General features: G+C 41.5%; 15 protein-coding genes. 2 read left to right on the top strand and 13 right to left on the bottom strand.

Annotated features, from left to right (window positions below; all coding sequences use genetic code 11):
* Nucleotides 1-17 precede the first annotated feature (17 nt).
* From Q0Q74_RS06695 to Q0Q74_RS06675, 5 genes are all read right to left on the bottom strand, one after another.
* Nucleotides 18-992 (bottom strand): PhoH family protein, encoded by a 975-nt coding sequence (locus tag Q0Q74_RS06695; RefSeq protein WP_294429538.1) that lies wholly within the window; start codon nucleotides 990-992, stop codon nucleotides 18-20.
* 85 nt (nucleotides 993-1,077) lie between these two features.
* The gene (locus Q0Q74_RS06690) at nucleotides 1,078-1,959 is read right to left on the bottom strand and encodes a hypothetical protein (RefSeq protein ID WP_294429537.1); all 882 of its coding nucleotides are present in this window, start codon (nucleotides 1,957-1,959) and stop codon (nucleotides 1,078-1,080) included.
* 23 nt (nucleotides 1,960-1,982) lie between these two features.
* Nucleotides 1,983-2,918, bottom strand: coding sequence for an MlaD family protein (locus Q0Q74_RS06685; RefSeq protein ID WP_294429536.1), 936 nt, complete (start codon nucleotides 2,916-2,918; stop codon nucleotides 1,983-1,985).
* Between the two features lie 31 nt (nucleotides 2,919-2,949).
* Nucleotides 2,950-3,612: an ATP-binding cassette domain-containing protein gene (locus Q0Q74_RS06680; protein ID WP_294429535.1), complete on the bottom strand. Its 663-nt coding sequence runs from the start codon at nucleotides 3,610-3,612 to the stop codon at nucleotides 2,950-2,952.
* A 13-nt stretch (nucleotides 3,613-3,625) separates the two neighbouring features.
* Nucleotides 3,626-4,456 carry an ABC transporter permease gene (locus tag Q0Q74_RS06675; protein WP_294429534.1) on the bottom strand — a complete coding sequence of 277 codons (831 nt, stop codon included), beginning with the start codon at nucleotides 4,454-4,456 and terminating at the stop codon, nucleotides 3,626-3,628.
* 132 nt (nucleotides 4,457-4,588) lie between these two features.
* On the opposite strand from Q0Q74_RS06675, the gene Q0Q74_RS06670 reads away from it, so the two are divergent.
* The gene (locus tag Q0Q74_RS06670; protein WP_294429533.1) at nucleotides 4,589-5,899 is read left to right on the top strand and encodes a glucose-1-phosphate adenylyltransferase; all 1,311 of its coding nucleotides are present in this window, start codon (nucleotides 4,589-4,591) and stop codon (nucleotides 5,897-5,899) included.
* Nucleotides 5,900-5,981: 82 nt separating this feature from the next.
* Entirely contained in the window at nucleotides 5,982-6,392 is a 411-nt protein-coding gene (locus Q0Q74_RS06665; RefSeq protein ID WP_294429531.1) for a DnaJ domain-containing protein, read from the top strand.
* A 19-nt stretch (nucleotides 6,393-6,411) separates the two neighbouring features.
* Here Q0Q74_RS06665 and Q0Q74_RS06660 read toward each other — a convergent pair whose 3' ends face one another.
* The 8 genes from Q0Q74_RS06660 to Q0Q74_RS06625 all read right to left on the bottom strand — a co-directional run bounded on the left by Q0Q74_RS06660 (nucleotide 6,412) and on the right by Q0Q74_RS06625 (nucleotide 15,495).
* Complete coding sequence (locus Q0Q74_RS06660; RefSeq protein ID WP_294429530.1) at nucleotides 6,412-7,050, bottom strand: hypothetical protein; 639 nt, start codon at nucleotides 7,048-7,050, stop codon at nucleotides 6,412-6,414.
* A 129-nt stretch (nucleotides 7,051-7,179) separates the two neighbouring features.
* Nucleotides 7,180-7,512 (bottom strand): hypothetical protein, encoded by a 333-nt coding sequence (locus tag Q0Q74_RS06655; protein ID WP_294429529.1) that lies wholly within the window; start codon nucleotides 7,510-7,512, stop codon nucleotides 7,180-7,182.
* Nucleotides 7,512-9,476: a FapA family protein gene (locus Q0Q74_RS06650; RefSeq protein WP_294429528.1), complete on the bottom strand. Its 1,965-nt coding sequence runs from the start codon at nucleotides 9,474-9,476 to the stop codon at nucleotides 7,512-7,514. Before Q0Q74_RS06650 ends, Q0Q74_RS06655 begins: the two co-directional genes overlap by 1 nt.
* Before the next feature lie 3 nt (nucleotides 9,477-9,479).
* Complete coding sequence (gene whiG / locus Q0Q74_RS06645; RefSeq protein WP_294429588.1) at nucleotides 9,480-10,277, bottom strand: RNA polymerase sigma factor WhiG; 798 nt, start codon at nucleotides 10,275-10,277, stop codon at nucleotides 9,480-9,482.
* A gap of 18 nt (nucleotides 10,278-10,295) precedes the next feature.
* The gene (locus tag Q0Q74_RS06640) at nucleotides 10,296-11,042 is read right to left on the bottom strand and encodes a hypothetical protein (RefSeq protein WP_294429527.1); all 747 of its coding nucleotides are present in this window, start codon (nucleotides 11,040-11,042) and stop codon (nucleotides 10,296-10,298) included.
* 170 nt (nucleotides 11,043-11,212) lie between these two features.
* Nucleotides 11,213-12,058, bottom strand: coding sequence for a MinD/ParA family protein (locus tag Q0Q74_RS06635; RefSeq protein WP_294429526.1), 846 nt, complete (start codon nucleotides 12,056-12,058; stop codon nucleotides 11,213-11,215).
* Nucleotide 12,059: 1 nt separating this feature from the next.
* Nucleotides 12,060-13,343 (bottom strand): hypothetical protein, encoded by a 1,284-nt coding sequence (locus Q0Q74_RS06630; RefSeq protein ID WP_294429525.1) that lies wholly within the window; start codon nucleotides 13,341-13,343, stop codon nucleotides 12,060-12,062.
* A complete protein-coding gene (locus Q0Q74_RS06625; RefSeq protein ID WP_294429524.1) occupies nucleotides 13,336-15,495 on the bottom strand; it encodes a flagellar biosynthesis protein FlhA in 2,160 nt (719 codons plus the stop codon). Before Q0Q74_RS06625 ends, Q0Q74_RS06630 begins: the two co-directional genes overlap by 8 nt.

Raw genomic sequence — 15,495 nt, 5'->3', positions numbered from 1 at the left:
TTGCCGTGTGGACAAATCTAAGCCTCACCAGTGCAATCTGAATCCTGCTCGTATGCCTGTACGATTTTTCTGACAAGGCCAGAACGAACGACATCACGCCCATCAAGACGGACTATGCTGATTTCATCGATTCCTTCCAGAATATGCATGGCATGAATCAATCCCGACTTCTGCCGCTTGGGAAGATCAATCTGAGATATATCTCCTGTGACAAAAACCTTTGAATTTTCGCCCATTCGTGTCAGAAACATCTTCATCTGCTCAACTGTGGTGTTCTGTGCCTCATCAAGGATTACAGCACAATTGTTGAGAGTGCGGCCACGCATATAAGCAAGAGGCGCAGTTTCTATAATATCATTTTCCGTAAGTTTATGCACTATTTCACGGGGCAGACAGGCATTCATTGAATCATAAAGAGGCCGTAAATAAGGATTGATTTTGCTTTCAAGGTCACCGGGAAGATAACCAAGACTTTCACCAGCCTCAACAATCGGTCGCGTAAGAACGATTGAATTCACTTTTTTAGAAAGCACAAGATTCAAGGCTTCGGCCACCGCAAGAAATGTCTTTCCGCTTCCAGCAGGACCTTCTGCAAATACAAGATTTTTGTTTCTGAAAGATTTGACTAGTTCTGCCTGATTTTTAGTTTTGGGGTAAATTTTACGCGTGCTGCCCGGAATTGAAATGGCGTAGCGTGCCGCATTAAAATCTGAATCCGCGATACCGTCAACAAAGCCCGTATTTAATATTGAATGAATTAAATCAGAAGAAGAATCACCTGAATCAGAAATTTCGTCGATAATACGGTCGATTATGAATTTAAATTCCTGCTGAACACGAGGATCTTCCTCGCTTATGGAAATTTCATTTCCACGGGTAAAGACCGGAACGCCAATATGCTTTTCGATGAGTTTTAAATTGCTGTCATTTGTGCCACAGACCCGCGAAAGCAAATCGCCGTCAGAAAACACAATCGTATATTCAGAATTCACTTATTTTATTTTAACCTTAAAAAGACTTTCATGCAACTGTAAAAACCACTCCCCTTTCTGCAAGCATCAATCAGTTCTTTCAAATTTAAAACTTTCCGGCCTTTAAGATTTTTTCGCTCCAGGCACACAGTTCATCAGAAAGCGCCTTTTCTTCTTTTGTAACATTACCTTTCAAGAGGATTCTTGAATAAGCCATGTAGTCAGAGGCTATTCCCCGTGTATTTTCAGCATCCCGGTCATATTTTAAGGCAGTAAGAATTGCATCCACCGCCGCCTTTTTGTTTCCGCCCTGAGAATACGCACGGGCAACGCAATACCAGTCCAGGCCGATTTCCATCAGATAGCGTTCTTTTGTGTGAATTTTTGCAGCCTCGGAGTAATATATCTGTGCATCGCTGTATTTTCCGCCAGCCATGCACACATCACCGAAAGTTCTGTACAGGTAAGCAAGATAAAACGGTTCTTTTGAAAGTGCGGGCTTTGCTTTTTCTAAGGAAGAAAGATAAGCCTTCATGTTTTCAGAAGAAATTCTTCCATCTGAAAGATTTTTTTCGTTTTCGAGCTGAATTCTGACATCATAAACAGAGCAAAGATTTGAAAGATTTTTCTGCTCAGAAGAACGACCCGCAAGTTTTTTAGCAAGGACAAGCAGCTCCTCTTTTGACACTGAAAGAAAGCTCTCATTTTGCTCAACTGCCCCCTCTGATTCATCTTGAGCCTTATCAAGTTCTGGATTTGAAATTTTAAGGACGATTCCTGAAAGAGTGATTTTGCAAAGAAGAGCCGGATTATCAACCGAAAGTGCAAGATTGAAGGCAGATGACAGCTGATTGTATGCCCGGTCATATTTTCCGGAAACGATGCTTGCATCAGCCTCTTCTAATCTGGAATAAGCTAGATTTGTATTATCAGTGACGAGCATAACCCGTTTGGGTGCAGAAGAACATGAAACAAACAGTAAACTCAAGACAAAAAAGGAAAATAGTCGCATCAGAAATCCTCGCTCCTCAGCTGACTTGTCGAAGCCTTTCCGCTCGTTCTGTCAGGCACTCCGCCACGGATAAAGGCATTGTTTTTGACACCGGTAAGCACATCCTGAACTTCAATCAGAATAGAATTGAGCTGAAGCAGCGCACTGTCAATTTCAGGAACGGCATTTGAAACAAGCACATCCGCGCTTCCAGAAATTGATGTAAGCTCATCAGAAACAAGCGAAATGTTTTTGAGCACATCAGAAATATCTGTTGTAAGCTGATTTCCAAGCAGAGCAGGAACGGCACCACTGTCATTGTTCAAAGTGCCTGTAAGGGCAGAAATATTCTTTGTGATTTCATTTAAATTTGCTATTATCTGTTTGATTGGAGTTGCAGTGTCTTCACGACCGGATAGAGCCGAATTCAAATTAACCAGAAGCAAATTTACATTATCCATAATGGAAGAAACTTTTTTCATCATTACACCGATTGAATCTTCCTGTACTTCAAGAGCAATTTTTTTTGCCGTTATAAATTGCCGGCCTGTAGTTGAATCTATACGAAAAATTTCAGAACCAGACGGAATAATTTCAGTACCCCTTCCCGGATGGAATACAAATGAAGAACCAAGCCCGATAGGACTTGTTATAAGCTCAACCAGTGAAAATTCCTTTGCATATTCGGCATAATCTTCAAGAACATAAAATTCGATACGGGCAGCAGAACCTTCAAGGTCTACATCACTGATTTTTCCGATTGGAAAGCCCTTGTAGGTAACATCCATGCCGACCGAAAAACCTGCCCCAGACGGAAAATATGTATAATAGATGTTTTTTTTGACGAACCAGTTTTGACTTGCACCCAAAGCAAATACGAAAGCAATAAGAAGCGCCATAGCAAGCAAAGAGAAAAATCCGACAATCTGATCTGCGAAACGAATTTTAAATTTCATACACTGACTTTTTTAATTTATTTAGTCCATTTTAATCACTTAAAAGACCTTCATCAATAACATACTTATCGCCGCCAATCGCTGAGATAAAAGAAGTGCTGTGGCTCACATAAACGACGGTATTTCCAGCAGCGATAAAATCATGCAGCAAATCAAGGATTACAGCCCCGCCCTTTTTATCAAGAGATTCGGTGCACTCATCAAGAAAAAGCACTTCAGGTCTGTTGATTAACGCACGGGCAAACGCAATTCTTTTCTGCTCGCCCATGGAAAGGTCAACAGGCCGCAAATTCAGGGGGCGTTCATATTTCACAAGCTCGCAAACCTCATGAATTCGCTGTTTTCGCTCAGATTCGGACATCGACGGATTCTGGGTCTGCAAAGGAAGGTTCAAATTCTGAGCAATATCCTGATTGGCCCATAAAGCGGAATCCTGAAAAACGAAGGAACATTCACGGCGAAACCGCATATTTCTCTTATCATTCATGAGCTGAATGTCTATATTCTTATAAAGCACCCGGCCGCCGCTCGGAACAAGAATTCCTGCAATCAGCTTCAGCAAAGTTGATTTTCCGCTTCCAGACCTGCCCATCAAACCTGTGACAGTACCCGCTTCAATATCTAGACTAATGCCCCTGATTACTTCCTTGCTCCTGGAATTGAATTTCACATCCTCAATTCGAAATAAAGCCATTTCATCCCCCGTCTTATAAAGAAGAAAGTACGATTATGAGCACATCCGCGATGATTATACCGACGAATGATTTTGAAACAGCCTGTATGCCCGCAATAGGGATTTCCGTTGATGCCCTCTCAACATTAAAGCCGTAATATGTTGCCGTAATTGAAATGACCATGCCGAAAACCAGGCTTTTAATCATGGATGTGATGATTGTGAAAATAGACACGCTTTTCAGAAGATTCTCAAAATATCCGTATGAAGCAAGCGGACTTACAAATTGAGAGATTATTGCAGGTCCAAGAATTCCGCAGAAAGAAAAATACAAATTAAGGAAGAAAACTGAAAGACTCACGCCAAGAAATCGCGGAACAACAAGATAAGCGATCGGGTCTATGCCGCAAGAAACAAAGCTTTCAATCTGATGTGAAGTTACCATGCCGCCAAGTTCCGTTGCAATTGCCGTAGCAGAACGCGCCGTAACGACAAAGGCCACAAGAAGAGGCCCTAGCTCCCGAATAACGATTAGTGCAAGAAGATTATAGATAAGTGATGCCTGCCCTATCGACAGAAGAAACGAATAGCCGATTATGTAAATAGCTGAACCAAGGGAAACTGAAAGCACGGCAATGATTGGAAGAGCCTCGATAAATGTAAATAGAAGCTGCATTATGATGACTTTGCGGGCCGCCTTGACCCGACGGATAAAAGCCGTTGAAGACACGAAAGTACGGCCAATATAGCCCAAAAGATAGGGAACAGCTGAAAAATAAGAAATTACTCCCGAACCGATTTTCTTTAACACAAACAACTCCAGATACGCCCCAAGATTTCCGAACTGGTCTAATGATATTACCATAATTCACACACATTAACTACAAATTTGTAATATTGTGCTGAAATGTACAAAAAAATGATTTGCGTTATGCAATTTTTGGGTTTATTATGGTTTTATATATTATAACTTTTTTCACTTTCAGGAGCTAAAATTATGACAAATGTAGAAAAACCTCGTGTTTTGGCGATTATCTTGGGTGGTGGTAAAGGAACAAGACTTTATCCACTGACAAAAGACCGCTCCAAGCCGGCTGTTCCGTTCGGAGGCAAATACCGAATCGTAGACATTCCTATCTCAAACTGTATCAACTCTGGTTTCCGCAAAATTTACCTTCTCACGCAGTTCAATTCTGCTTCACTTCATCATCATATCACAAATTCATATAACTTCGACCGCTTCTCAAAAGGATTTGTAGAAATTCTCGCAGCTGAACAGACTCTTGAACACTCAGGCTGGTTTGAAGGAACAGCCGATGCTGTAAGAAAAAATTTCATTCACTTCAAGTCTCAGAAACCGACACATTACATCATCCTTTCTGGTGACCAGCTTTACCGAATGGATCTCAAAGAATTCATGAACAGCCACCTTGAAAGCGGTGCAGACATCACAATCGCAACCACAGCGGTAAACGAACGCGATGCAACTGGCTTCGGAATCATGAAGATTGACTCAAAGAACAAAATCACTGAGTTCATCGAAAAACCGTCTGTAGAAGTTCTCAAAAGCGGCAACTGGAAAATCCCTGAAAAAGCACGCGGCGACCTTCCAAAAGAAAAAGAATACCTCGCTTCAATGGGTATCTACATCTTCAATGCAAAAGTAATGGAAGAAGCCCTCGATAACGACTACACTGACTTCGGAAAAGAAGTAATTCCTCTTGCAATCAAAGACCGAAAAGTCAATTCATATATTTTTGACGGTTACTGGGAAGATATCGGTACAATCCGCAGCTTCTACAATGCCACACTTGATCTCACAAAAGACATTCCACCGTTCAATTTCTACGATGCAGATTCTCCAATCTACACTCACATGCGAAACCTTCCGCCGCCAAAAGTTAACGGCGCTCCGCACATCGAAAGCAGTCTCCTTTCAGAAGGCTGTATTCTTATCAACAGCAAAACAATCAAAAAATCAATTATCGGTGTTCGAACAATCATCCGCGAAGGAACAGAACTTGACGGCGTAATTACAATGGGTGCAGACTTCTACGAAAACGAAGAAGCAAAGGCAAAGAACCGAAAGGCTCAGCGCCCGGATGTAGGAATCGGCAAAAACTGTAAGATTGCAAAGACCATCATCGACAAGGATGCCGCAATTGGCGACGACTGCCGAATCAATGTTGACGGCAACAAATATCCGGACGGCGAGAACAAACTTGCAAACGGCGTCTATTTCTACAGTTCAGACGGAATCATCGTAATCCGAAAAGGTGCAGTAATTCCTTCTGGAACAGTAATCTAATTTTAACAAAAAACTAAAGTGCTGATTAATTACAACGAGTGTTAATCAGCACTTTCACTATTTCTCACTCTGTGGGGACAGCATGCAGACAATGTACGACAGGCTTGGAGATTTGATTAGTGAAGTTCTTGAAACAGGTGAGCTTCCCCCAAATCAAAAAGATGAGCCTGAGCCACAAAAAACAGAACAATTCACTCCCCCACCAGAACAGAGCGAAAGCACGGTAAAAAAGCCGAAAATTCAACCAAAACAGCAATATCAAATCATCAAAAATTACATCCCAAATGAAGTAAAAAACGCCCTGAAATTCATTGGAATAAGCGAAAGCGCAAGTTTTGAAGAGGCAAAAAAAATCTATAGGGAAAAATTGATGTACTATCACCCGGACAGAAGAAACGATAATCCCGTCCTTCAGAAAGTCGCCAAAGAAAAAACCGAGCGACTTCTTTCTGAATGGGCAAAAATCGAAAAATGGCACGAAAACCCGTTTTAACGGTATGATTGAGATGAACCTAAAAACCTAAATCCATATCAAGGCAAAGCTGAACTTCAGTTATTGAACTGTCAAGTTCACTTGCAATTTCTTCTACAGAATGACCAGCACTGTTCAAATCACGGACAAGCTGAGCAAAACTTTTATGCGGCTGAACAGGCTCGTCTGCATAAGTTACCTTTCCACCAATTACTGGAACTGACGCATAAGAAGAACCGTCCGACTCAACGGTGAAAGTTGTGCCTGCATCAGAGACAATCTGCTTTGAAGAATCAGCATCTGCCATATCAAACAAATCTCCCTGATGATGAGGTGAGTTTTTTGCCTGAATATTTCCCTTTTCTGTAAGCTCATAAGCATTTCCAGACTGAAGGGCAGCAGAAATATTTAAATTCTGATTACGCATATACTGCTGAACGGAGCGGTTCACAGGATTATACGCGCTCTTTGAATTATCAACGCGTTTTTTCGACTGAACAACTTCGTCAATTTTCTGTTTATATGCTAAATTTGCTTTCTGAGACTCAATTTCACGCTTGGCCAGTTCAATATGCCTGTCTGCTTCTGCGACAACGGCCTTGAGCTGACGAATTCGGTCTTCAATAATATCGATATTTCTACCGGCATTATGATTTATGTCGCTAATCATGTTATTCATCTGCTCACGGGTATTAGCGATTATGTCATCAGTTGAAAAAAGCTTCTTGAACTTTATTAGAAAGGCGACCCATGAGCATATATTTATCACACAAAAAAAAGCCGCAATAAAAACAACAATCATTAATCTCTACCTTTCTATATTAATATGCCTTCCAAGATATGTTTCCCGAAGTTCATTTTCGGTCTTCACTTCATCATCGTTTTTTTGAGGATTCCGCTTTTTTCCATGCGAACCATAACCAGAATCACTGTGATGACCTTCATCATTTATATGCGAAGATTTTGCTTCGTTGTCTGCAGCTTTGTGAACAGTTGCCGCCTTTTCGGCATTCTGCTGGATTATTTTGGACTCCTGAAGCTGCTGAGCGAGAACTGCCCCCTGCTGCTGATGCGCAACTGTACGCGCAATATTATTCATATTCGCATACATTGTCTGCAAATCTATTGGAGAAACACCCATTAGCTGTACCCCTCAGGACCTTTTATGTCATCCATATTCGGCTGCTCATACTTTCCTCGGCGGACAAAGCCATTTTCATAGAAGAAAATAACACTCTTTGTATCAGCACGAACCTCATCCTTTTCATCGCGGACATAAATTTTTACGCCAGAATATACATTGCCTGCCGCATAAACCTTTCCGATGTTTTTAAGCTCACGCAAGCGGGCCTGTATCTTTTCGATTTCAGCATTGTACTGAAAGTTTTCTTCGATGATTTCGCTCTTCTGCTCGTTAAGATGGAACAAGCTCTCCTCTTTTTCTTTTGGAAGATTTTTACGAACTTTCTTCATGTTTTCAAGAGTAGCGATGTTCAGTTCAAGTTCATCAAGAATTTTTATATTGCTGTTCTGCATTTCAAGCAGTTCTTCAAGCCGCTTTTTTGCACGAGGATCGTAACCTACAGAGATTGAAGTTTCTGTACCCCCGCCTTCAGAGCCGATATTCTTCGCAATAACAGCCTCTGTCGCGAAAATCTTTCCACCAGTGATTTGAGCACGCTTTCCGTTAAGAATAATTTTCTTTTGGGCAGAAACATCACTGTTCATAATTGAATCAATTACGATGATGTTTTCTTCGACTTGAACTGTAGTATTCTGAATGAATTTTGCCCACAGAGAGCCGCCACAGACAATTCTTCCTTCATCACGCCCGATAATACCGCTGGAAACAATAATATCACCGTCTGATTCAAGAGTACACTTTCCAACCGTGCCGGATACTTCGATATTGCCAGAAGCCTTGACATTGAAACCATCTTCCACGGAACCTTTGACAATGACTGTTCCAAGGAAAGTAATGTTTCCTGTTTTAATGTTGACACCATCAACTTCCATGATTGGCTCAACACAAACTTTATCGTTAATAAGAAGAACCTGACCATTTGTAGCCGCAAGAATCGTGCGCCCGTCCATATCGACACGGACATTTTTTCCAAGAGGAAGCGGAATATCACGACCGTTTTTAGCTTCAAGATATCGTCCATAAAGAGTTTTGCCGGCTTTTCCCTGCTCAGCAAGCATTTTTTGTGCAAGAGGCTGACCTTCAACAACATTTTGAATAAGGTTAAGTTCCTTAAAGTCAACCTGCCCGTTTGCAGCCTGTTTTGCCTTTAATTTAGAACGGTCAGTTTCAAAATTGTATGTAATATAAGCATCTTTTCCATCGACAGGAAGCACTGCCTCTGCGACAACGACCGGCTCATTATAATTTGGCTTATCAACCAATGCAGAAATTTTTTCGTCCGAAATACCGGCAACGACTCCCTGTTTATTAAGGGCAATTTTGATTTGCTCGGCAGTAATGTCGGCGCCTCCAAGAGAAGGCGGATTGATTGTCGCGGTCGCTTTTAACTCATCATTCGTAATATCAATTACAAAAATAGCATCAGCTGACGGTTCATGATTGTATTCACCGATAATAACATATTCACCGTTACTTCCATTTTTAACAATAAAACGAACCTTTTCAGCATCAAAATTCTTTGTATCAGGGCGGTTTAAATCTTCAAGAACAACTTCACTGTCAACAGGATGCCCTTCTCCAATTGGAAGGGTAACCTTGAGCACGATATCGTTGCCGAAGTGATGAATAAAGTATTCGCCATCGCGGGAAACATGCTTTTCGACACTCTCTTCGTCTTCTGAATCAGCAACCTCACCGTTCTTACCAACAACGACCTTTTTAACCATTTCTGGATTCTGGTAAACTTTTAGAAGCCAGGGTTTCTTTGCGATTCCCAAAAAACCGTCAAATCCGCGCTCAACAACCTCATATTCAAGATTGGCTACACGAGTATCAAATTGAACGGCAGCATCGGCAAGTGCCTCATCAAGAGTGTCTGCACGGACTTCAACGAAATGAATTTCTTTATCCTTTTCGAGAAAACCTGCCATATCTTTACGAATCGCTTCAAGAGTTACCATTTTTTAGAAAATTCCTTTCCTGAAATTAGTGAGTTTCGCACGCAAATGCAAGTTGGCATTAGAGTGAAGCTGGGAGATTCTTGATTCGGAAACATCAAGAACCTGACCGATTTCCTTGAAAGTCAAATCTTCATGATAGTAAAGAACGATGACCATTTTTTCTTTTTCGGGAAGTTCATTAATTGCCTGAATAATAACTTTGCGGATTTCTTCGCGTTCAACCTGAACATCAGGATTAAGGCTCTGCGGCGACTCAATTGAATCTCCGATTGAAAGATGATCTGAATCATCACCAGAATACCACACATCGTTTAATGAAAGAACAGATGTACCGCTGACTTTCATAACTGTATGCTGATATTCATCAACGCTGAGGTTCATTTCTTTTGCAATTTCTTCATCAGTGGCAGGGCGGGAAAGCTTAGATTCCAAGCCTGCAATTACATCTTCAATTTCACGCGATTTCTGACGGACAGAACGAGGCACCCAGTCAAGCTGCCTCATTTCATCGAAGATTGCACCACGGATTCGAGTGACAGCATAAGTTTTGAACTTAACTTTCTTATCCAAATCATATTTACTTATGGCGTCAAGAAGCCCGAATTGGCCGAATCCAACTAAATCATCAAATTCCATGCTAGCAGGAAGCCCAACGGAAACCTTACCGGCAACATATTTTACCAAAGGCATATATTTACGGATAATTTTATCCCGCAAGGCGTCGGACTTTGATTTTTTGAATTCTCCCCAGAGTGCGTCTTCCTCTTCATCATTGATAAATTGCGTTTTTGTATTATCCATCATATTACCCTTTTTTTATTAGTTCTCTCGCGCAAGCAAGGTCTGAATGGCCTTTGCCATGACATTCGTATCTCCACTAATCGGCTGTTCCTTTAATTTTGAACCGCCAGTGGCAAATTCAGTATCCTGTATAACTTCCGCAGAAGAATTACTTCCATAATTGGAAGGTGAACTGACCGTTCCAATCTCTGAACCCATGCCACCCAAATCAGGAAGTTCATCCAAAGAATCAGGACTTCCCGAAACAGCTTCTTCAGGAGAAACAGGTTTTGCTTCAGCAGAAGCTGAAGGAGCTGGAGTTGATGCCGGTGTAACCGGAGCTGCCTCAGCTGAAGAAACAGCAGGTGCAGCAGATGCCAGGCTAACAGGTTTAAACGAAGAATCCTCTGCATTGTCAGGAACAGACTCAGAGGCAGAAACTGCATTAAATGCAGGACTTTCCGGCTGCTCACTGGCAGGCTGTTCTGGAGCAGCAGGCTTCGCCAAATCAGAATGATGATTGTTCATAACATTGAATTTAGGCGAATTGCCGTCATCTTCGAGATTTGAATCATCAACTACAATATTAACAACACCACCTGTTACAGTTTTCTGAGAAGAAAGGTCTGCATCAGAAGAAAAAGAAGCGTTGTCATTGGAGAGGAATTTTTGATAAATAAAACTGATTCCGACACATAAAACCGCAAGTCCGAGGCCAGAAAGCAGCGCACGAATTACGACATTAAAAAAATGAACATCAGAAAACAGTCCTATAAAAAAAGACATAAAAAACCCGACTACGGCAGCAATGCATATATTCTTCGGGTTTATCATTTTTTTCCTCCCATATATAAGTTTAAATCAGAAAATTCATTCGGTCAAGATTTTTCTATTAAAATAGGCTTTCAAAACAATAGAACTTTCCGGAAAACTACATCTTCCGAAAAGTTCTAAAATCAGCTTTTACGCAAAAATTTTTTGAGGAAGTTAGCAACGCCCTCAGATGTTCCGTTGTCACTCTTTTCGATTCGGCCGACAATATGCTTAATGCACTGTGCCGGTTTTGAAGTCGGATTGACAACAATAAACGGTTTCTGTCTGATTACGGAAGCCTGAACAACAGGATCGTCATAAACGAAACCAATGTAATCAACTTTGTAATTCAAGAACTGAGCAGCAATATTGATGATTCGCTCAGAAATTCGCTTTCCTTCATCTGCAGAATGAACACGGTTTACAAGGAGTTTTATATTCATCTCACGATCAACAAGTTCCGTAGTGATGATTTTGATGATTCCATACGCGTCAGTAATTGCTGTAGGCTCCGGAGTCGTAACGACATAGACTTCATCTGCGGCCGCTACGAATTGAAGGACATTGTTTGCGATACCAGCACCAGTATCAATAAGAATTATGTCGGCATTTCCGAGCATTGCAAACTGTTTTGCAAAGTAATCAAGCTCATCAACTGTAAGGTTAGCGATTTTTGAAAATCCGTTCGCACCAGCGATGAATTTAATGCCGAATTCTGTGTCAGTGATGATTTCCTGCATAGTCTTCTGCTTATTGATAACCTGCATGAGATTGTATTGCGGTACAATATTCATAAGAACATTGACATTCGCCATTCCAAGATCACCGTCAATCAAGATAACTTTTTTTCCCTGCTGGGCATAGGCAATCGCCATGTTTACGGACAGGTTAGATTTTCCAACGCCGCCTTTACCACTCGTAATCGCGATAATCCTTGTTTTACGGTTATTAGACATCATCTCTTTGAGTTCCTGTGCCTGATCTTCCATTTTACTTTTCCTCCGGGAATTTTGCGTCTATATGATTACGATCAATATTGAAATCATGTAAATTTGTCAAAAATCTGACTACAGAAGCACGCTCGATGTTTTTCGTGACAGTCTGACCGTCAGTTATATATGAAATAGACTTGCCCTTTTCGGAAAGTACGCTGATGACATTTCCGATTGCGCTTGTCTCATCCCATTTCGTAATGATTACTGAAGAAAAATTGAACACTTCGTAATTCTGAATGATTGAGATTAAATCCATAGCCTTTGATGAAGCATTTGCGGCAAGGAACACTTCAGGATGAATTCCCTGGACTTCAAGCATCTTCCTCATTTTACCTAGATTCTCAAAATCCTTAGGGCTGTAACCTGGAGTATCAATGAAAAGAACATCCAGATTTTCTTTATAAGTGTCATATATTTTTTTTACATCGGCGGCAGTTTCGGCCTTATCAACCTCAATCTCCATGACATCGCCATATCGTTTAATCTGCTCAACTGCACCAACACGAGTATGGTCAGTTGTAAGCATCCTGACACGAGGACGCGGCTGGTCTTTTTCGTGAGCTTCTTTTATGAGATTGACGGCAAATTTTGCAATGGTAGTAGTTTTTCCAACTCCGGTCGGTCCGACAACGATTATGACATGGGGATAAGTGTGCATCACTTTCGGAGCGATTTTTATTGATTCACCAATCCAGTCGACAACTTTTTCCTGTACAAGTTCAAAATTTTCAAGTTCTTCAACCGTTAACTCAGAGCGAAGTCTTGTAGAAATCTTGTTTATGTACGCAAAAGTAAATTCATTGTTCTGAAGAAGCTCTTCGATTTTCTGAATCGAAACAGGCTTGTCGCCGGCATTTGTCGCTTCTGCAATATTTTTCATTGACTCCTCAAAGACCTTCTTCATTTCTTCGAGTTTTTTATCGATATTGGCGATTTGAATCGTATTCGTTACGGAAGAACCCGATTTCTGCAGAATTTCATCACGACTTTCCTGAAAAGACTTCTGCACAGGAACGGACTTTTTAAGCCCGACTGTATAACGAACTTCATAAAGTTCTTTCTGGCCAAAACCAAAAAAGCCCGGCTTCAAAATCGGACGCTTGCCAAGAATTTCAAAATTATGACCATAGGCTTTGAGCAATTTGTCCATGCAATCATCATAATTTCTGCCAACAATGGTCTGCATTTCATCATCTGGGCGCGTATAGCCTGGAGTTGAACCATAAAGAGGCAGTTTGGGATTTTTCTCAGCGGTCAAAGCATAAGAATCTTTATACATTTATTTCTCCAATAATCTCCAAGTTAATATTAGAGCCCGCCGCAACGACCTCATTTAATGAAAGCACAGCAATTCCCGGTATCTCCCGACTGATTGAATTGTGTACAAGCTGACGAACTTCCGCATTAGGAGCCAGAAGAATCGGCAGATAGTTCCGTTCCTTTGCGGAAACAACGGCCGCACTCACAGAAGATATCCACTTGCGGCCATCAACCGGATCGAAGGCAACAAACGGCTGCCCTCCATCGTTAGGCACAACGCAGTGCTGCATGATTTTTTCTGACGCAGACTGGGAAACCTGCAATACAGACAGTTTTTTGTTCGGGTCATGCGGGTCAACATACTGCAGACAAATTTGAAGTCCAAGAGCTTCACGAACTTTTTCGATAAGAAGCCAGTTGTTATGCGGCATATTTCCGTAATTTGCAAGGGTTTCCAGAATAGCCACGATATTGCGGATTGAAACCTGTTCTTTAAGCAATCCCTGCAAAACATGTTCAATTTCACCGTAAGTGTATTTGTATGTATTGAGGACTTCATCAACAACAACAGGATTCGAATTGGTATTTGCAGTATCCTTGAGCTTATCAATGATTGCCTTAGTTTCAAGACGACCAAGAATTTCTGCCGCATGTGCACGGATAATTTCTGTAATATGCGTTGCAATGATGGTCGGTGGATCAACGACCGCATAACCGGCACGCTCTGCCTCAGAACGCATATCCTCACTAACCCATACAGCCGGAACACCAAATGCAGGGTCCACGGTCTTCTCACCCTTTATTTCTTCAGTGGCAGCACCTGTGTTCATGCACATATAGTAACCAAGCTTGATTTTTGCACGGCCAGCTTCAATTCCCTTGATTTTAAAACTGTATTCGTCCGGCGCAAGCGTCATATTGTCAATAATTCGGATTTTCGGAACGACAAGCCCCAAATCAAGGCCTGCTTCACGACGGATTCGCGTAATTCGCTCAAGAAGTTCCGCACCTTTTTCTTTATCAACAAGCGGGATAAGAGCGTATCCAAGTTCAAGAGAAAGGGCATCAAGAGGAACGATTGGACTAATTTCTTCACCAGAAGCATTTGCCTTTTTGTTTTTTGCATTCTGCTCTTCTTCGAGTTTTTTCGCAAAAGAAGCCTTTTCGCTCTTAATAAGACGATAACCGTAAAAAACGAAAAGAGCGCCAACAGGAAGGAGAAGATACCACGGAAAATTCGGGATAAGGCTCATGAGAGCAAGTGTTACACCAGTGATAATGTAGACATAACCGCTTGCAGTAAACTGTTTTTTAAGCTGAGAACCGAGAACCTCTTCCGAAGAATTACCGGTAACGATGAGACCTGTAGCAAAAGAAAGAAGAAGCGAAGGAAGCTGCCCCAAAAGACCGTCACCGATTGTAAGGCGTGAATAAGTGCTTGCCGCATCACCAAATTGCATTCCGCCAATTGCAACACCGGCGATAATGCCTGCAATCAAGTCAATCGCAGTGATGAAAATACCAGCCTTAACATTACCACTTACAAACTTTGAAGCACCGTCCATGCTTGAATAAAAGTCGATGTCACGCTGAATGGCCGCTTTTTTGTCGCGTGCCTGCTCGTCAGTGATGTAGCCGGAATTGAGTTCTGAATCAACAGCGAAGAATTTCTGGTTCATTGCGTCCAAACTGAATCGTGCAGCAACCTCAGAAACACGCGTAGCACCTTTTGTGATTACGATGACCTGAATAATAATCAAAATGATGAAAATGACCATACCGATAACAAGACCGGTGGTTGAAGGATTCATCGGATTATCACCTGTTACAATAGAAGAAAATGCCTTGAGCATGTTTCCTGGGAAGAATTTATAGCCTGTTTCAGAAGCCTTGGTAAGGATAAGGCGCGTTGAACAGACATTGAGTGCAAGACCGTAAAGGGTGGCAAAAAGCAGAACGCGGGGAAATGAAGTAAAATCTGAAGACTTCGGTGTGTAAAGGACAACAAGAAGAACGACAACAGAGATTGAAATATTTACAATCATGAGGAAGTCCAAAAGAACTCCCGGAACAGGTATCAAAAGCATGAGAACAACCGCAATTGCGGCTGCAGCTACAGCATGATTCTCAATGTTCCCCAAAACATTTTTTAAATTAAAACGACTAGCCAT

The organism is uncultured Treponema sp. (assembly GCF_946187725.1).
In the GTDB taxonomy this organism is placed as follows: domain Bacteria; phylum Spirochaetota; class Spirochaetia; order Treponematales; family Treponemataceae; genus Treponema_D.
The sequence above is the reverse complement of the archived record's forward strand: the minus strand, read 5'-3'. Positions and strand labels throughout refer to the sequence as shown.